We start from the raw sequence: 18065 nt of genomic DNA on the forward strand, positions 1-18065 counted from the left end.
CCTGCTTTAGGATTTAATATAAAAAGTGGATGAGTTAATAAATTCCACATCTTCATAAGTCTTCAAATCTCTTACTAACTGAAAGAGCGCTTCATCTTTTTTCTTAGCTTCAATCATGCAATCAATTTGCGGTATCGTTCCATTTACTTCTTTTAAAAAGCTGTAAAATCCATTAACATCGATATAATCTGCATGGGCTCTAAATTCTTTATCACTTTTAGGACTAGATATATGCATTTTTAGAGGGAGTGTTTCATGTTCCCATGTTCTAATGATACGGTCCCAATGCTCTTGCCATGAAGTTTCATCGTTGTTCGCCTGATGATGATGAAGATCAAAAATGATTGGGACATTTAGTTTTTCACATAAATACAAGACGTCTTTTATATGAAAGGTTGTATCGTCGTTTTCCAACATAATCATTTGCTGAAGGGATTGAGGTACAAGCCCCCAATTATGAATAAACTGCTCCAGTGCTTTTTCTTTATCATTATAAGCTCCTCCAACATGTAAAACACAGCGATTTTGAAGCGGAATATCCATTCCTTTCAGCAACTTTTGATGCATGCGAAGAGTTTGGATAGAATGCTTAAAAACCTCTTTATCCGTTGAGTTTAAAACAACAAAATGATCCGGGTGAAAATCTACTCGCATTGGATGTTCCTTCAAAAATACAGAAATACGCTGAAGAGCATCTTTTAAAGGAGCTATGTAGTTCCACTCTTTTAGTGCCTCATGGTTAGCTAATGGAATTAACTTAGAACTGAATCGAAAAAACTCAATTTCACTCCACGCATTATGTTTTAATAACCGTAAGCAGTTTTCTAAGTTGGATATTGCAATACGTTCGAGCTTGCGAATGGCCGCTTCATGGTCTTTCACACGCTGAAATTGTGCAAAAGTCATTGTTTGAGAAGGAGAACTATTTTCCAAATGAACGCTCATCGCCACATAACCTAACCGAACAATGGTCGACATCAGTGAACACCCCATTTTATTTTACTCATAGTGTGCACCAATAAAATAGCAATTAACACATAAAAAAAACGAGCCTGTTAAGGCTCGTTTTTATTTTACGCTTTGCTGCGAGAATCTTTACGATTACTGCTGCTATTGCGATTTCTATTATCACTGCCGTTGCTTCCACCGCGACGCTTGTCACCAAAACGCTTTGAGTTTCCACGACGATTTTGCTGTGAGTAGTTTTTAGAGTTAGAACGTGAACGACCTCCGCCATTTCCACGTTTGTTTTTATCACCTTTTGCAATTACCGGTGGTTCAGCAGTTAATTGAATTGGTGATTCATTTGGTTCTTTTGTAAATAATTTGATTGCCGCTGCCACTAATGAAACTGAATCGTGCTCTTCAAGTAACTCTTCTGCCAACTGTTTGTAGTAAGATAAGTTGCCTTGTGTCACAGATTCCGTTAATTTGTCAGCTGCAATACGCTGTTGACCTTCCATTGCTTCATCAAGCGTTGGAGCAGTCATACGCTCCATTTTACGTTTTGTTGTACGCTCAATATTGTGTAACTGTCCAGTTTCTCTTGGCGTTACAAATGTCATAGCAGCACCCATTTTACCAGCACGTCCTGTACGTCCGATACGGTGTACATAGCTCTCCGGATCTTGAGGGATATCAAAGTTGTATACATGAGTAACACCAGAAATATCAAGTCCGCGTGCAGCTACGTCTGTCGCAACTAATACATCAATAGAACCTTCTTTAAATTGACGTAGTACAGATAGACGTTTCGATTGTGTCAAGTCACCATGGATACCTTGTGCAGAATAACCACGCATATTTAATGCTTCTGATAACTCATCAACACGGCGCTTTGTACGACCAAAAATGATAGCTAGTTCAGGTGATTGCATATCTAAAAGACGAGTAAGGATATCAAATTTACGCTTTTCTTGTACTTCTAAATAATACTGCGTAATGTTTGGCATCGTTACTTCTTTTGCTTTTACTTTTACCACTTTTGGTTCGTTCATGAATTTTTCAGCAATGCGACGGATTGGAGTAGGCATTGTTGCTGAGAATAAAAGTGTTTGGTGGTTCTCAGGTACGTTTGATAAGATTTTTTCAATGTCTTCGATGAATCCCATGTTTAACATTTCATCTGCTTCATCTAAAATAACTGTATGAACGTCTTGTAGACGAAGTGTACGACGATTAATATGATCTAGCATACGTCCTGGTGTCCCTACGATGATATGAGGGTGCTTTTTCAATGCACGAATTTGACGACTGATATCTTGACCACCATAAATTGATAGCACGCGTACGCGCTTTGTTTGACCAATTTTGTAAAGTTCTTCAGATACCTGTACAGCAAGTTCACGAGTAGGAGCAATAATTAACCCTTGAATTGCATCTACGTTTACATCAACTTTTTCAATAAGAGGAATACCAAATGCCGCTGTTTTCCCTGTTCCTGTTTGTGCTTGTCCGATCAAATCGTGACCTTCTAGTGCTAATGGGATAGTTTCTGATTGAATTGGTGTTGCTTCTTCAAAACCCATTTTACTCACAGCTTTGTTAAGCTGTTGACTTAATCCTAAATCTTGAAATAATGCCAAGTTTTTCAAACTCCTTTTATATTTAGACTATCTATATTTTACAAAAAAAAGCATTCTCCGAGGAAACGGAAAATGCTCTAAACGACTACTTCAATAAATTCAACGTTTAGAGTATAAGCGCCTCAAGACACTCAGACTACATCATAACACTATGGCTTTCCGTTTGCAATAGAGCTTACTTATACTCTTTTTAATATCACGGTAATTTATGCATCATTTTTGAGATAACTTCCTCAAGCTTCATCCCTCGAGATGCTTTCACTAAAACCACATCTTCTCTTGTTGTAATCGCTGTTAATTTTTCAACAAGCTCATCTTTCTCCTCAAAGTGTATTACCTTATCTTCTGCAAAATTATTTTTTGCTCCTTGCTCAATTTCAACAGATAAAGGACCGTATGTTAGAACATAATCAATTTTTTCTGCTTGAATAAACTCTCCCACTTCTTTGTGGAACTCTTTTTCCTGATCGCCTAATTCAAGCATATCCCCGAGAACAAGAATTTTTTGCTTATAGCCTTCTAAATCATGCATCAACGTGATAGCAGCTTTAACGGACGTTGGACTTGCGTTATATGCGTCGTTAATGAAGGTCAGGCCATCTGTTCGTTTTACAAGCTCCATACGCATATTTGTTAGCTTTAATTCTTTTAATCCCTTAGCGATTGTTTCGTTGTCTAGTCCAAAATAATGACCTACCGCAATAGCAGAAAGCGCATTGTGAACATTATGTTTACCTAATACCGGGATAAAGAATGAATATGTTGTTTCACGTGAAACAGTGAATGTTGTTCCTAACTCTTCGGCTGAAATAGCACTTGGATACAAATCGTTTTGTTCTGAGCTGCCAAATGTCACCGTTTCAAATGCTGGATTAACTACGCGCGACGTTAAAAGTGGCTCATCACCATTATAGACAAGCTGACCTGTTGGTGCTAAGCCGCTTGTAATTTCTAATTTTGCCTCCGCAATCCCATCACGACTTCCTAAGTCTTGAAGGTGCGATTCTCCGATATTTGTAATAATGGCCACATCAGGCTCCGCTAAATTAGAAAGAAACTCAATCTCTCCTCGGCTGCTCATGCCCATTTCTAAAACGGCAATATCATGAGTTTCATCTAAACGCAAAATAGTAAGCGGCATGCCAATATGATTATTAAAGTTTCCATCTGTTTTCAGAACACGGTAAGTTGTATCAAGCACAGCTTTCACCATGTCTTTTGCCGTTGTTTTTCCGTTACTTCCTGTAATGCCCACTACTTTAATATCTAACTCGTGACGATAGGATTTCGCTAATTGCTGAAGAGCTTCTAGCGTATCATCGACTAAAATAACGCTAATGTCTGTCGGTGGGTTTTCTTCATCTTTGTTCCACAGAGTAGCGACCGCTCCGTTTTCAATTGCTTTATCGACAAATACATGCCCGTTAAAACGTTCCCCTTTAATTGGGATATATAAATTGCCTTGCTGAATAGTTCTCGTATCAATTGAGACTCCCTCAATTACAGTTGCTTCGTTCCCGCTATGAAATACACTTCCTGGAATCATTGCAGCTAGCTGTTTAAGCGTACGTTTAATCATTGTTGTTTTGCTCCTCTCGATATAAAGTAAACTATGGATACTATTTAATTGAAACTAAACACAGAAACACTATTCATGATGAATAGTGTTGTGTGAGTTACATTGTGTGTTTAATTTGCTGCTTTTCGGTATGACGTTCAATTGCTAGTGATACAAGTTTTTCAATTAAATCTGGATATTCAACACCTGCGTGTTTCCACAATAACGGGAACATACTGAAAGGTGTAAAACCAGGCATCGTATTCACTTCATTAATAATGAATTTACCTTCTGGTGTTAAGAAGAAATCCGCACGTACAAGACCAGATCCATCAATTGCTTTAAATGCTTTGATTGCTAGTGCTGACATTTCTTGATGCTGTTCTTCTGTAATTTCAGCTGGAATAATAAGACCTGTATCGCCGTCTTCATATTTTGCTTTGTAATCGTAAAACGCTTTTTTAGGTAAGATTTCTCCAACTACTGAACAAGCTGCTTCATCATTCCCTAACACACCAATTTCAACTTCACGACCAACTGCTGCTGCTTCTACAATGATTTTTCGATCAAATAAGAAGGCTTCAACAAATGCCGCTTCTAACTCTTCGCGGTTATCACATTTGCTAATCCCAACACTTGAACCTAAGTTTGCTGGTTTAACAAAGCAAGGGTATCCAAGTGTTTCTACTTTTTCATAAGCAGCCGTTCGATCTGCTTCCCACTCGCGGCGGATAAATGATACGTACTCCACTTGAGGCAGACCTGCCTGTGCAAACAGCTGCTTCATTACAACTTTATCCATACCAGCTGCTGAAGCTAATACGCCGTTTCCAACATAAGGAATATTCAATAATTCTAATAATCCTTGTACCGTACCATCTTCTCCATTTGGACCATGAAGAAGTGGGAAAATAACATCTAGTTGATCATCTGTTTTTGAATCTGTTAATGCAAACATTTCTGTATTCAATGAAACTGGTGAAATAGCTGTTCCGTTATCTTGAATTTCTAATTGAGCAACTGTTTCAAGCGGACCAGTCAGCTGTGTGCCGCGAATCCATTTTCCTGTTTCTGTAATGTAAATTGGATGCACTTCATATTTATCGTGATTAATTGCTTTTGAAACTGCTAGAGCTGTTTGTAAAGATACTTTATGTTCAGCGGATTTTCCTCCGTATAAAAGGCCAAGCTTAATTTTCACTGATGTTCCTCCTAACACATATTCATCTTTTCTATTTTATCATGCACGTTTAGATAGTAAACAGAAATATTAACTATTATTACGTATGTCAAAATAGCTAGGCTTGTGAAAGAAATTCCAGCTTCTCCTTTCATTATTTAAAATGACCTTTTCACTTGAATCATTTATTTTTAAAAAAACTTTTTTGATTTTAAATCTTTTTTAAAAGTTTATTTATAAAGTTTATTTATGCTAAAGATCACCATCAATAATCGAAACTATAGTTCTGGTATAAATCAGGAGGTTCAACAAATATGAGTAAAATGGGAAAAACGATGATTGCTGCATGCAGCGTAGCCATTGGAAGTATTTATGCAACTGGTTATATAAACACTCTATCTGACGCGCAAGCTGTTCAAGTCACACCGGCTCATCATCAGAAAAAAACGAGAGATCAGACAGACAATCAAACGATTGTTAATGATAACTGGGGAGAAGATATCGCTTCTTCTAATAAGCACCCTTCATCAGCGAGTACCGAAAGTTCTGCTCCTAAAACAAAATACAAAGATGGAACGTATTCTGGTCAAGGAAGCAACCGTATCGGAACTGTTTACGTATCTGTGACCATTAAAAACGACCGAATTGATACAGTTGAAATTACAGAAGCGGATACTCACTATTCTGAGAGTTACATTGAGGATCTTCCGTCTCAAGTCGTACAAAGACAAAGCTCAGATGTCGACGTCGTGAGCGGAGCAACGCTTAGCACGGAAGATTTTCAAAATGCCGTGGATGACGCCCTTCAGCAAGCAATGAATGCATAAAGGAGAAACGAATGATGTCCATAAAAACGTATAGCCGCTCTGTCTTATGTATGGGAACAACCGTGTCCATTCAAGTAATTGCTCCCCAATCGGAGGAAGCAAATGTCCTTCACCATATCTCAAAGGCATTTACTATTTTTAAGACCGTCGAAACGACATGCAGTCGATTTGATGCCAAAAGCGAAGTTATGAAGCTAATTAGACATATCAAAGAACCTGTTGCTGTTAGCCCCCTATTATTTGAAGCCCTTCATTTCGCTATCTTAGTAGCAGATGAAACGCATGGAATCTTTGACCCAACGGTAGGAAAACAATTAGAAAAACGTGGTTTTAACGAACATTATTTAGATGGAAAGCCCGTACAAGTGAACGAAGCAGTCGAGTCTGGAAGTTATAAAGACATCGTATTGAATACACATAAAAAAACGGTTCTCTTACAAAAACCGATGATTATAGATCTTGGAGCGGTCGCCAAAGGATTAGCTATTGATTTGGCTGCCCACTCCCTTCCTTATCAGCATTTTATGATTAATGCCGGAGGAGACATCCTAGTTAAAGGACTCAATCAACACGGAGATTTGTGGAAAGTCGGGATTCAGCACCCTCAGATTCAAACGCAGTCATTACTGACCTTGCGTGTAACAGATACGGCTGTCTGCACATCAGGAAATTATGCTAGAAAAAATAAGACGCAACCATTCATGCATCATTTGGTTAATCCCTTATCTCCATCTACTAGAAGCAGTCTAATGAGTTGTACAGCTATTGCTCCTTCTGCCATGCTGGCCGATGCATTATCTACATCAGCTTTTATTTTAGGAGCGGAAAAAGGAGTAAATTTATTGAATGATGCCGACGTACGCGGCGTACTCTTCGATTCTAGTTTCACTCCTTTTTTCACATCAGATATGGAGGAATTAATGAATGATGACCACACGTTCTGAACGAAGAAGCGGTGTTAAATATATTAGTACACCCAAAGGTTATATTATTGTAGATGAAAACAAACCAAAAGAAATAAGTCGGTGGGGGCAGCTAGTTAAAACACCTAAAAGATACGTGATGGCTATGCTGCTGCTTTTAACCTTATTAGGTGAATTCAACTCTTCTGCCTTTCAAGGATTAGGACACCTACTACTCGCCGTATGCTCGGCGGCCGCCTTAGATTTAGGATTTTCTTTTGCTTATAAAAAGAAAATTCAGCTTCCTGACGGCGGAATTATTACTGGATTAATTATTGCCTTAGTGCTCAGCACCTCTACACCTGCTTGGGTCACATTTTGCACTGTAGCTGTTGCTATTTTATCGAAGCACTTAGTAAAAGTAAAAAAGAAGCCTATTTTTAACCCTGCCGCTTTTGGTCTTCTCTTTTCACTTATTGTCTTTTCAAGCGGCCAAAGCTGGTGGGGAAGCTTATCTTTACTACCCGTCTGGCTCATTGTATTCGTGTTTGTGACAGGGTACCTTGTGACGAGCAAAGTAAATAAATTCCCTCAAGTATTTGCGTTTTTAGGCGTGTATTTTGCTATTTTTACGATTATGTCGTTAATAGGAGTAGGTGATGTAGCGGATGCTTTACGAGCTCCTTTTGTTAATTCCGCTTTATTTTTAGCCTTCTTTATGGTGACGGATCCGCCAACTTCTCCTGCGAAGTATAAAGACCAAATAAAATTTGGGATGCTTGCAGGGGCGATTAGCGCCGTAGATTACTTAGTTTTTGGCGGCCTTGCCTATTTATTAATCGGCCTGTTACTTGCTAATGCATGGAAAGCATGGAAGACTGCAAACAAAAAAGTGACAAAAAAAGCTGCCTAATGACAGGCAGCTTTTTTCATAGCGGAATTTTCACATAAAATTCCGTACCCACGTTTTTTTGACTAAAAACCTTAATTTCTCCGTCATGAGCTTGTACAATCCATTTGGCAATCGCGAGCCCTAAACCTGATCCTCCTTCGGCACGCGCCCGACTCTTATCACTTCGATAAAAGCGATCAAACACATACGGAAGATCTTTCGCTTCAATTCCAATGCCTGTGTCTTTGACAATTAGCGTCATAGAGTGATGATGTTTCTTTAGACTAATATGAATGCTTTCTCGAGGTGGGGTGTACTTAAAAGCGTTGTCTAACAAAATCATACATAGCTGATGAAGTCGTTCTTGATCTCCTCCGAACATTAACGATTCAATTTCCCTTGTGAAATGCAGCTCCTTTAGTTCAAATATAGGCTCAAACTGATTAGCTACTTTATCAACTAGCTCACCCATATTAAAGACCGTTTTGTTTAGCAGCTGTGCACTTGAATCAGATCTAGCGAGTGTTAGTAAGTTGCCCACCAGCTTCGTCATCCGCTTTACTTCGTTTAAGCTTTGATAAATGTTTTCGCTTTCTTGCTCAATCGTATGATTTGGTCGTCTAAACAATAGCTCGAGATGCGTTTGCATCACGGAAAGAGGCGTCCTTAACTCATGGGAAGCATCTGCAATAAATTCGACTTGTTTGTTCCAAGATTTTTGAATAGGTACAAGCGCTCGATTGGCTAAAAACAAGCCAGCTACAAGGGAAAGAAGCAGTCCAATAAAAGCTGAAATGACAAGAAGAAAAGCAAGGTGCTCTAAGGTTTGAGTTTCTGGATCTACGTTTAAGACAAGTTGAATTGTTGAAACGTCTCGATCTTTTATATATCCTTCATTTTTCACATTCATCACTCGATAAGCATGACCGTTTACCTCTTGCGACGTTTTGATTTTCCCTTCTGAGAGCGCAGGCTTAAAGTCGTCAATATCGTTTGTATATAACCCTTTTTTAGGTGTAATTTTGATTAATTTTTTATCACTGCTCCAAAGTAAAAACGCAACGCGACGTTCTGTTTCTCTCTCATTGTTTTCCTGAATTTCATGTAAATTTCTTTTTTTAACCTGCTCGCTCATCTCACTTAGCCGATTGTCCGGGTTTAAAAAAATAAGATGCTGCATGTAAAAATATAAAACCACACTAAAAATGCTCAAGATAACCATCAGCACCATTGTGTTAAATAACACAAGCCTGATTCTCGTCTTTTTAAACATGCTCTTCCCCTTTTAACATAAAGCCTACGCCTCTGACTGTACGTACATAATTGTCACAATTAAAAGGCTGAAGCTTCTTTCTTAAATGGTGAACATAAACATCAACTACGCCCACTCCTACATCGGATGTAAAACCCCATACCCGATTAAAAATTTGATCTCGAATAAGGATTTGTTCTTTATTTCGAATAAAATATTCCAAAAGCTGAAATTCTTTAATCGTTAACGTGAGGACACTTCCATTAATCACTACTTCATGATTGGCTTCTCGTATAGAAATGGGACCATATGAAATCATACCTTCTTCTGCCTGCAAGTCCCTAAGCATTACCCTTAACCTCGCAAAAAGTTCAGCCATGGCAAAAGGCTTAACCAAATAATCATCGGCTCCATAGTCGAGTCCTTTCACTCGATCTTCTACACTATCTTTTGCAGTAAGAAAAATAACTTTGGTCAACACCTTTTGTTTTCTTAGTTTTTTTAGTATGTCAAGCCCTGTCATACTCGGCAGCATAATATCTAAAATTAAGGCATCATAAATATTCTGCTCTGCTAAAAACAAACCTTCATCTCCATCAGACGCACAATCAACTTCATATCCTTCTTCTTTTAAGCCTTCTACGATACCGTGTAATAATGAAGCATCATCTTCTACCACAAGTACACGCATATCAAATTCCCCCTTTTGTGATTACCTAAATAATCATTATCTTAGCATGTCACTTTTAAAAATATTTTAAAACTAGCGCGTTATCATCTCTTATACTTTATAAAAAAAGTTATGCCTGCAAGCAGGCATAACTTTTAACTAAACGCTATTTATGATCAGGACGTCGGTAAATGAACACCGCTTCTTTTGGCAGTTTACCAAACAAAAAGCTAGCAAACGGTAAAAGACGATGACATCCCCAAATAATGAGGTAACAGCCCGCTAATGTCAAAATATAACGTGCCAAGATTTCCACGTGAAACATATAGTTGCCTTGTATTGGTACTGCTTTTGCCACAAAGTTTAAAACCATTGGATGAATCAAGTAAAATCCAAACGAGTACATGGCAATATTTTTAACGACCGTCACGGACTTCACAGAAAGCTTTTCAGCTAATATCTCTGCAATTCGGAAGAAGAAATAACTTCCCACGACCAAATAAAGCGTATTAACAGCCTCATACGTAAAGCCTGAAATGTGAATCGTCTTCATTGTGTATAAGTGATAATTTAACAGTGAAATAGCTATTCCCGATCCGAGCGTCATCAGAAATAATACAATATTTGAACGACTGTACTTTTTATCCACTTGTTCGCGATAATAAATACCAATCCAACCGCCGAGTAAAAACGTAGCCATCGTATTTAAAAATAAATTAAATGAAGTGATATGATACGTATTGTTAAGCATTAAATAACCAAGCTGAATGATAATACCAAACAGCCACATGTATTTTTTAAAAATGGTTACTTTTTGTGCTAGCCATACAAAAACCGGCAGCACGAGATACACTTGTACAATTAAAAAGATAAAATGAAGCTGATAGTAGGACTCTCCGCGTAAAATACGTTTCACAATATCAGCTGCATTTAACTCTGTTGCTCCCACATAGTACGAATAAAATTCATAAATAAGTGCCCAAATAACATAGGGGACTAAAATATATGTCACTCTTCGAGCATAATACGTTTTCCATAAAGTCTTTGTTAACGGCTTGTTAATGTAACTATAAAAGAAAACTAAACCTGTGATCACAATGAAGATCCCTGCTTCAATTCGAACAATTCGGTTAAGGAAATGATATTTCTGATAAGCTTCACTTGCAAATGGCAGTACCGTTGCATACGCTGCTGTTACATGTACGAGCACAACCATCATCATAGCGAATAATCGTAAAAAATAAATGGATTGAATATGCTGCTTTTGTTTTTGCTTCACTTTTTCTCTCCTATATAATGTGAAATATACATTCTAGATGAATAATAGAACATTCAATTTTTTCTTATCTTTCCCGTTTTACAAATAAAAAAGCTAATAACATAAAATAAATGTTATTAGCTTTACTCGTTTGTATTTTATCTTTCCTCTTGCTATCACGCAACTGAATTTACAAAAACAATAAAGAACTTGAGTATAAAGGCCTAACTAAGTACCTTCTATTTACGGTGCATTTTGAATTCTAAAAATAATTCATTGTAATAAGCAAGCATTCGTTTGCCTAAGTTATTATATACTTCAAGCTTATTGGTTAGTTCTTCATCCGGATAAAAACGTTCATCTTTCGCTACTTCTTTCGGCAAATAATCTAACGCTTTTTTATTAGGCGTAGAATACCCTACATATTCTGCATTTTGAGCAGCGTGTTTAGGATCTAGCATAAAATTCATGAATTTATGTGCACCTTCTACGTTTTTAGCCGTTTTTGGAATAACCATGTTATCGAACCATAAATTCGAACCTTCTTCTGGAACAACGTAATTCAGCTTATCGTTTTCACTCATAATTTCAGAAGCATCACCTGACCAAACAACGCCAACTGCCGCTTCTTCATTTGCTAGGAGCATCTTAATCTCGTCTCCTACAATGGCTTTTACGTTTGGTGTTAATGTATCAAGCTTTCTTTTTGCTTCTTGAAGATGAGCTTTATTCGTATCATTTAATGAATAATTTAAGCTATTTAGCCCCATTCCCATCACTTCTCTAGCGCCATCTGCAAGTAAAATTTGATTTTTTAGCTTAGGATCCCATAAATCATTCCAACTCTTTATCTTCTTACCATGAATCATATCAGAGTTATAAACAATACCCACAGTTCCCCAAAAATAAGGAATAGAGTACTTATTGCCAGGATCAAAAGATAGGTCTAAAAAACGCGGATTAATGTATTTTAAATTAGGCAGCTTCGAATGATCAATTGGCAATAGTAAATTTTCTTCACGCATCTTGCTAATCGCGTATTCAGAAGGAACAGCAATATCAAATGTCGTACCGCCTTGTTCAATTTTTGTCATCATTGCTTCATTCGAATCAAAGGTCTGATAAATGACTTTAATTCCGGTTTCTTTTTCAAACTGATTCACTAAATCAGGATCAATATAATCTCCCCAATTATAGACGGTCAGCGTATCTCCTCCAGAGTATCCTTCGGCATTGTTCAAATGATGAACCACATACATAAGAACGAAAGAAAGGATGACGATGAAGATAAACGGCTTTGCTAATTGCTTCATTTTCCAGTCGCCACCCCTTTCGCTTTATTGCTATATCGCTGACTGATAAAGTAATAACCAATTACAATCAGCACGGTAAACATGAAAATAAGAGTAGAAAGAGCATTGATTTTCAGCGAGACCCCTCTTCTTGCTAACGAGTAAATTTCTACTGAAAGCGTGGAAAAACCATTCCCGGTCACAAAGAACGTAACCGCAAAGTCATCCAAAGAGTAAGTTAAAGCCATAAAAAAGCCTGCAAAGATACCCGGACGAATAAATGGCAATACCACTTTCGAAAGTACTTCAAAGCGACTTGCTCCCAAATCACGGGCTGCATCGAGCAGTGTCGGACTCATTTCCTGCAGCTTAGGCAGAACCATGATGACCACAATCGGTACACTGAATGCAATATGCGCTAATAATACCGATATAAACCCGAGCTTTACACCGATAATGGTAAATAGAATTAAAAAAGATGCGCCAATAATAACATCTGGACTCACAATTAACACATTATTAAATGTTAACAGTGTATTTTGAACACGTCTGCGCTTCACGTATACGATAGCAAGTGCTCCTATCACGCCAATAATCGTTGAAATAACCGAAGACAATAGAGCAATAATTAAGGTATTCAAGACAATAATGAGCAAACGTGTGTCTTGAAACACTTCTTTGTACCAATCTAACGTAAACCCTTCAAACTCTCGCATGTTTCCTCCGCTGTTAAAAGAGTAATACATTAAATAAAAAATGGGCGCGTATAAAATGAAAAAGACAAAAAATAAATAAAGGTGGCTGAACTTCCACTTTCTCTTCATTTTACACACCTCTCTTTCCAGTGCCTGTTATGAGCATCATAACGGCCATCGCAATAATTAAAAAGACAGCAATTGTGGCTCCCATGCCCCAATCCTGCGTCACTAAAAAATGTTGTTCAATCGCCGTTCCCAGTGTAATGACGCGGTTTCCAGCAATTAAACGCGTAATCATAAAGAGTGACAGTGCTGGAATAAAAACAGCCTGACAACCTGATTTAACCCCTTCTAGCGTTAGCGGAAATACCACGCGCTTAAATGTCACCCATGAAGATGCCCCCAAGTCTCGCGAAGCGTAGATAAGCGAGGGATTAAGTTCTTCTAAAGAGTTAAAGATCGGCAAAATCATAAAGGGGATAAAAATATACACTGATACAAATACAAAACTAAAGTCAGTAAATAAAATTTGATGAGTACCAAATCCCAGAAATTCAGTAAATTTATTAACCGTACCGTACGTGCCGAATATGCCTAAAAAAGCATAAGCTTTTAATAATAGGTTAATCCACGTCGGTAAAATAATCAGTAGAAGCCAAAGCTGCTTATGCTTAAGCTTCGTTAGTAAATAAGCTGTTGGATAAGAAAAAACCAAGGAAAATAACGTAATTAAAAAGGCATACCAAAATGAGCTCAGCGTCATCTGTAAATAAACAGGGGTAAAAAATTTCTTATAGTTTTCAAGCGTCAGCTCATTATCAATGCTGAAAAAAGAATAATAGACAACTAATACAATGGGAGCAACTACAAAAAGCAAAATCCATAACACATACGGGACTAAATAAATATTTCTTGATTTAGTTTGCATGGTAATCCTCTTCATAACCTTCGAGTCGCTTATCGAATTCTTCTTCCGTTTCATTAAATCGCATAACGTGAATAGCTTCAGGTTCAAAATATAAACCAATTTCTTCGCCAACCGTTGCCTTTTTTGTAGAGTGGACGAGCCACTCATTCCCTGCATGGTCATAGCCTAAAATTTCATAATGGACTCCTCTAAACAGCTGTGAATCTACACGAACCTGCAGCTTTCCTTGATCGGAGCTTGTAATGGCTAAATCTTCAGGGCGAATCACAATTTCAACCTGCTCATTTCGGTTTAACCCTTGATCGACACATTCAAATTGCTGGCCGCCAAACTCCACTAAAAAGTCAGCAATCATTTTACCTGGTACAATATTTGATTCACCAATAAAATCGGCAACAAAACGATTAATTGGCTCATCATAAATATCTGTAGGTTCCCCGCTCTGCTGAATTCTTCCTTTATTCAAAACAAAGATTTCATCGGACATCGCAAGCGCTTCTTCTTGATCGTGCGTAACAAAAATGAACGTAATACCTAGACGGCGCTGTAATTCTCTTAACTCGTATTGCATTTCCGTACGCAATTTTAGATCAAGAGCTGAAAGCGGCTCGTCCAGCAGAATGACTTCGGGCTGATTTACAATTGCTCGTGCAATGGCTACGCGCTGTCTTTGACCGCCCGACATTTCCTTTATTTCTCTCTTTTCATATCCTTCTAGGTTAACAAAGCGAAGGGCTTCTTTAACTTTTATCCCAATATCAGCATTTTTCATCTTCTTGATTCGAAGACCAAATGCTACATTTTCAAATACATTCAAATGCGGGAAAAGCGCGTAGTCTTGAAAAACCGTATTAACCTGACGTTTGTTAGCCGGGACATCATTAATTCTTTTTCCATTAAAATAAATCGTTCCGCTCGAGGCCTCCGTAAAGCCTGCAATTAATCGTAAAATCGTTGTCTTTCCACATCCCGATGGACCTAAAAGGGTATAAAACTTCCCTTTTTCAATTTCAAAGCTTACATGATCCAATACAACTGAATCATTATCATATTGCTTGGTCACATTTTCAAATTGAATAATTGTATTCGTAGATGTCATTTCACTTCACCTCTTTTGTTCTATAAATAAGACTCTGTCGCCACGATAATTAACTCTGTTATTCCGTCATGAGCATTTAAAATCTGATGTTCTTCAGAAGCTTGAAAATAGATGGTTTCCCCTTGTTTAGCCTCATATATTCTGCCTCCAAGCTTCACCTTCACACACCCGCGCAAAATGTAGCCAAACGTTTCTGAAAGAGAAGGTTCAAATCTCTTAAATGCACCTTTTTCATGAAGAATAAGACGAATTGGCTCCATTTCCTTTTCATTTGATTCATGTACAAGCCACTGAATATGGTAACCTTTTTCATCTTCGCAATAACTCGTGTAGTCTTCCTCTTTATATACAACCTTTTGAACATGCGTATCAATTTCGAAGAATTCTTTCGGTTCGCACCCCAGCACTTCCAAAATACTAAAAAATGTTTCTAAAGACGGCGAACTTAAATCGCGCTCTAGCTGCGAAATATAGCCTTTGCTTAAATCAGTACGTTCTCCTAGCTCTTCTTGTGTTAAGCCTTTTTTTAATCGTAAATTCTTAATTTTCTTTCCTATTTCCATACTCTCGATCCTCAACTGTATTTAAAATTAGCAAACAGCATGAATAATTGTTCATGCTGTTCCAAACTCAAGTTTTGTTTTACTTAACTTAAAGTTTACTTTTAACCTTAAAATATTATACATGAATTATTTTTTAGTACAACCTTAAACACTTAAAAAATAAAAACTCCTTTTATTTAAAAGGAGTTTTTATTTTTATTTATACAACCTATGCGTTTCGTACTGTTTCCCGGATAATGTATCAAACTCAACTTCATGGTAATCTTGAAGGTCTTTTGCAGCTTTATTAGAGAGCGCTGCCGGATCATCCACTAGCTTTCCTTTTGAATCTATATACATATTTGAACGAAAAGCCGGCACTTCTGTTTTCATTTGATTCAGCTGATCGTAGAACAGATTACTTTTGTAACCAAGAGATTGAACAAGCGTCGGAGCAATATAAATAGGACTCATCGTACCGAGATTTTTATCTATTTTTGTATCGTAATTAGATAAAAATAAGAGCGGCGTCTCATAAAATTTTTGAGATGTTTGCTGCGTCTTCTCGTTTCCAAAACCCGTTTCTTTGTAAGCTTGAAGGTTTTGTCCAAGTGCTGGCAAATGATCTCCCCAAAATACTACAATGGTCGGCTCGTCCAGCTTTTGAATTTCATCGCTCAATCGTTTTAAAGCAGCATCTGAACGTTTAATTCCTTCAGCATAAATTTCAATTTCCTTTTGCATTTCTGGTGATAACCCTTTACCGGTTACTTTAATGGTTTCCTGACCATTATACTTATCCGCAGAATAAGGAAGATGATTTGCAATCGTTACAGCATGCACAAATGCAGGCTTTTTCGACTGACGAAGCGTATCGAGCACTTCATCAACTACCGCTTCATCGGAAACAAATTCTTTGTTATCTTTTTGCGTATGCTTCATTTCATCAATAAACTTCACTTGATCAAATCCCAAATTTGGATACACATTTTGCCTCATATAAAGCATACCGCTGTTTGGATGCATAGCTGTTGTAGCATAGCCTTGTTTTTCTAAATAAGAAACAAAAGACGGATATTCTTTTTTACTCAATACATGCTGATAAGGAAGACCTCCAGGGTTAAAGAAAGACAAAGAGTAGCTCGTCAATGCTTCAAACTCTACATTAGCTGTCTCCCCGCCAAATGAAGGACTTAAAGACCACCCAGAAGGATATTTCTTTTGAAGTTCTCTTGTATTTTTCATTGGATCTTCAGAGAACGTCACGTTAAGCTTTGTTGGGTCCCAAAACGTTTCATTCATTACAAACACGACGTTTGGTTTGACTTCAGCCTTGCTTTCTTGTGTTTTCTCTTCCTTTGAATGAATGCGCTTTGCCACTTTGGCCATTACTTCCTGTGAGTAGTCATCCGGCTCTTGCAGCACATCTGTTTTAACATTTGAAATCATGCCAATAACCGGTCCATTATAGTAATAATTATTTTGCTGATTCCAAGGCATCAGCGCAGCATATTGATCATAATATTTTTGAGCAAACGAGTGTTCAAAGAATAAAAATGATTTCATTAAAAAGATAAGCGGCAGAATCATAATAATTCGAAGAAACCATCGAATTTTAATTTTCGGCAAGAAAAACCAAAGAGCAATCAGTACGACAATAGATCCAATAACTCCTATGACAATAGGAATTGAAATGGAATCTTTAATCATCGGAATAACTTCTTTTAACTGACTCGCCTGAATAAAATCGTTCGGGAACAATGGTTCATTTCGAAAGATTTTTTTATAATAGTTTACAAGAGCTAAAATGAAATACAGAACAAAGGTAATCCCAGCCCCTAAATAAGCTTCCCCTACTAGCATAATGATCGCTAGTGTTAACAGCGAAAGTAAAAATACCGTAAAAAGATAGCGTTCAGGGTATGCTTGCATCCACTCTATTGTTTTGCCTGGATTATGTATATCAATATGATAGATAACAAAAACCATAGCAGAAACGGCTGCTACCGCAATTGAAAACACAATTGCCGTAAAAATGGCGTACCACTGCGAACCTTGTATTCTCTCTATCTGATTAAATCGAAGCAGCAAATAGAAAGTGAGCGCCCATAAGACAAGTGAGCATCCCCCTATTAATACGACGAACCCAGCTGTATGGATTTGGGCCCAGTCAAACAATATCTTTGTGTCATTTGATATATTAAGCATAACAACACTGTATAAAAAAACGCTAAGCAGCCCATACGCCACCAGCATTGGCAAAGAACGATACAAATGTTTAAACATAACCTTAAGCCTCCTATTTACAATATCTTAACACTTTTAATATGATTTTAACATTCCTATCTCTCTCGCCTTCACGCCTAATTTTCTCAAAATCAC

16 protein-coding genes are annotated in these 18065 nt (G+C 37.5%); 3 read left to right on the top strand and 13 right to left on the bottom strand.

What is annotated here, in order from left to right; genetic code table 11:
* Positions 1 to 6: 6 nt before the first annotated feature.
* The 4 genes from uvsE to SCI76_RS12985 form a co-directional block, all read right to left on the bottom strand.
* On the bottom strand, positions 7 to 978 hold the full coding sequence (uvsE, locus tag SCI76_RS12970) for a UV DNA damage repair endonuclease UvsE (protein WP_033580801.1): 972 nt from the start codon (positions 976 to 978) through the stop codon (positions 7 to 9).
* A 95-nt stretch (positions 979 to 1073) separates the two neighbouring features.
* The gene (locus SCI76_RS12975) at positions 1074 to 2585 is read right to left on the bottom strand and encodes a DEAD/DEAH box helicase (RefSeq protein ID WP_028411884.1); all 1512 of its coding nucleotides are present in this window, start codon (positions 2583 to 2585) and stop codon (positions 1074 to 1076) included.
* Positions 2586 to 2781: 196 nt separating this feature from the next.
* Positions 2782 to 4164 (bottom strand): UDP-N-acetylmuramoyl-tripeptide--D-alanyl-D-alanine ligase, encoded by a 1383-nt coding sequence (murF, locus tag SCI76_RS12980; RefSeq protein ID WP_033580800.1) that lies wholly within the window; start codon positions 4162 to 4164, stop codon positions 2782 to 2784.
* 97 nt (positions 4165 to 4261) lie between these two features.
* Positions 4262 to 5344: a D-alanine--D-alanine ligase gene (locus SCI76_RS12985; RefSeq protein ID WP_048022356.1), complete on the bottom strand. Its 1083-nt coding sequence runs from the start codon at positions 5342 to 5344 to the stop codon at positions 4262 to 4264.
* 293 nt (positions 5345 to 5637) lie between these two features.
* On the opposite strand from SCI76_RS12985, the gene SCI76_RS12990 reads away from it, so the two are divergent.
* The 3 genes from SCI76_RS12990 to SCI76_RS13000 are packed head-to-tail and all read left to right on the top strand — an operon-like array spanning position 5638 to position 7965.
* Positions 5638 to 6150: an FMN-binding protein gene (locus SCI76_RS12990; protein ID WP_033580799.1), complete on the top strand. Its 513-nt coding sequence runs from the start codon at positions 5638 to 5640 to the stop codon at positions 6148 to 6150.
* Positions 6151 to 6161: 11 nt separating this feature from the next.
* Positions 6162 to 7094: an FAD:protein FMN transferase gene (locus tag SCI76_RS12995; RefSeq protein WP_048022358.1), complete on the top strand. Its 933-nt coding sequence runs from the start codon at positions 6162 to 6164 to the stop codon at positions 7092 to 7094.
* Positions 7075 to 7965 (top strand): RnfABCDGE type electron transport complex subunit D, encoded by an 891-nt coding sequence (locus tag SCI76_RS13000; protein WP_228123023.1) that lies wholly within the window; start codon positions 7075 to 7077, stop codon positions 7963 to 7965. Before SCI76_RS12995 ends, SCI76_RS13000 begins: the two co-directional genes overlap by 20 nt.
* Positions 7966 to 7981: 16 nt before the next feature.
* On the opposite strand, the gene SCI76_RS13005 is transcribed toward SCI76_RS13000, so the two are convergent.
* From SCI76_RS13005 to SCI76_RS13045, 9 genes are all read right to left on the bottom strand, one after another.
* Positions 7982 to 9217, bottom strand: coding sequence for a sensor histidine kinase (locus tag SCI76_RS13005; RefSeq protein ID WP_407544025.1), 1236 nt, complete (start codon positions 9215 to 9217; stop codon positions 7982 to 7984).
* Positions 9210 to 9887: a response regulator transcription factor gene (locus tag SCI76_RS13010; protein WP_048022362.1), complete on the bottom strand. Its 678-nt coding sequence runs from the start codon at positions 9885 to 9887 to the stop codon at positions 9210 to 9212. Before SCI76_RS13010 ends, SCI76_RS13005 begins: the two co-directional genes overlap by 8 nt.
* Before the next feature lie 145 nt (positions 9888 to 10032).
* The gene (locus tag SCI76_RS13015) at positions 10033 to 11145 is read right to left on the bottom strand and encodes an acyltransferase (protein WP_168761582.1); all 1113 of its coding nucleotides are present in this window, start codon (positions 11143 to 11145) and stop codon (positions 10033 to 10035) included.
* A gap of 218 nt (positions 11146 to 11363) precedes the next feature.
* A complete protein-coding gene (locus SCI76_RS13020; RefSeq protein WP_028411892.1) occupies positions 11364 to 12437 on the bottom strand; it encodes a PotD/PotF family extracellular solute-binding protein in 1074 nt (357 codons plus the stop codon).
* Entirely contained in the window at positions 12434 to 13240 is an 807-nt protein-coding gene (locus SCI76_RS13025; RefSeq protein WP_028411893.1) for an ABC transporter permease, read from the bottom strand. The genes SCI76_RS13020 and SCI76_RS13025 overlap by 4 nt, the downstream gene beginning before the upstream one ends.
* Before the next feature lies 1 nt (position 13241).
* The gene (locus SCI76_RS13030) at positions 13242 to 14042 is read right to left on the bottom strand and encodes an ABC transporter permease (RefSeq protein ID WP_028411894.1); all 801 of its coding nucleotides are present in this window, start codon (positions 14040 to 14042) and stop codon (positions 13242 to 13244) included.
* Positions 14032 to 15141 (bottom strand): ABC transporter ATP-binding protein, encoded by a 1110-nt coding sequence (locus tag SCI76_RS13035; protein WP_028411895.1) that lies wholly within the window; start codon positions 15139 to 15141, stop codon positions 14032 to 14034. Before SCI76_RS13035 ends, SCI76_RS13030 begins: the two co-directional genes overlap by 11 nt.
* Before the next feature lie 20 nt (positions 15142 to 15161).
* A complete protein-coding gene (locus SCI76_RS13040; protein WP_028411896.1) occupies positions 15162 to 15704 on the bottom strand; it encodes a helix-turn-helix domain-containing protein in 543 nt (180 codons plus the stop codon).
* A 195-nt stretch (positions 15705 to 15899) separates the two neighbouring features.
* Positions 15900 to 17969 (bottom strand): LTA synthase family protein, encoded by a 2070-nt coding sequence (locus SCI76_RS13045; RefSeq protein WP_063248160.1) that lies wholly within the window; start codon positions 17967 to 17969, stop codon positions 15900 to 15902.
* Positions 17970 to 18065: the final 96 nt, after the last annotated feature.

The organism is Priestia sp. HNGD-A6, from assembly GCF_045784335.1.
In the GTDB taxonomy this organism is placed as follows: Bacteria; Bacillota; Bacilli; order Bacillales; family Bacillaceae_H; genus Priestia; species Priestia zanthoxyli.

Excerpts from the sequence above, each read along its gene's own strand:
- SCI76_RS13010 (WP_048022362.1), bottom strand. The coding sequence starts at position 9,887 with ATGCGTGTACTTGTGGTAGAAGATGATGCTTCATTATTACACGGTATC.
- SCI76_RS13045 (WP_063248160.1), bottom strand. The coding sequence starts at position 17,969 with ATGTTTAAACATTTGTATCGTTCTTTGCCAATGCTGGTGGCGTATGGG.
- SCI76_RS13040 (WP_028411896.1), bottom strand. The coding sequence starts at position 15,704 with ATGGAAATAGGAAAGAAAATTAAGAATTTACGATTAAAAAAAGGCTTA.
- SCI76_RS13030 (WP_028411894.1), bottom strand. The coding sequence starts at position 14,042 with ATGCAAACTAAATCAAGAAATATTTATTTAGTCCCGTATGTGTTATGG.
- SCI76_RS13020 (WP_028411892.1), bottom strand. The coding sequence starts at position 12,437 with ATGAAGCAATTAGCAAAGCCGTTTATCTTCATCGTCATCCTTTCTTTC.
- SCI76_RS12995 (WP_048022358.1), top strand. The coding sequence starts at position 6,162 with ATGATGTCCATAAAAACGTATAGCCGCTCTGTCTTATGTATGGGAACA.
- SCI76_RS12990 (WP_033580799.1), top strand. The coding sequence starts at position 5,638 with ATGAGTAAAATGGGAAAAACGATGATTGCTGCATGCAGCGTAGCCATT.
- SCI76_RS13035 (WP_028411895.1), bottom strand. The coding sequence starts at position 15,141 with ATGACATCTACGAATACAATTATTCAATTTGAAAATGTGACCAAGCAA.
- SCI76_RS13005 (WP_407544025.1), bottom strand. The coding sequence starts at position 9,217 with ATGTTTAAAAAGACGAGAATCAGGCTTGTGTTATTTAACACAATGGTG.
- uvsE (WP_033580801.1), bottom strand. The coding sequence starts at position 978 with ATGTCGACCATTGTTCGGTTAGGTTATGTGGCGATGAGCGTTCATTTG.
- murF (WP_033580800.1), bottom strand. The coding sequence starts at position 4,164 with ATGATTAAACGTACGCTTAAACAGCTAGCTGCAATGATTCCAGGAAGT.
- SCI76_RS13000 (WP_228123023.1), top strand. The coding sequence starts at position 7,075 with ATGATGACCACACGTTCTGAACGAAGAAGCGGTGTTAAATATATTAGT.
- SCI76_RS13025 (WP_028411893.1), bottom strand. The coding sequence starts at position 13,240 with ATGAAGAGAAAGTGGAAGTTCAGCCACCTTTATTTATTTTTTGTCTTT.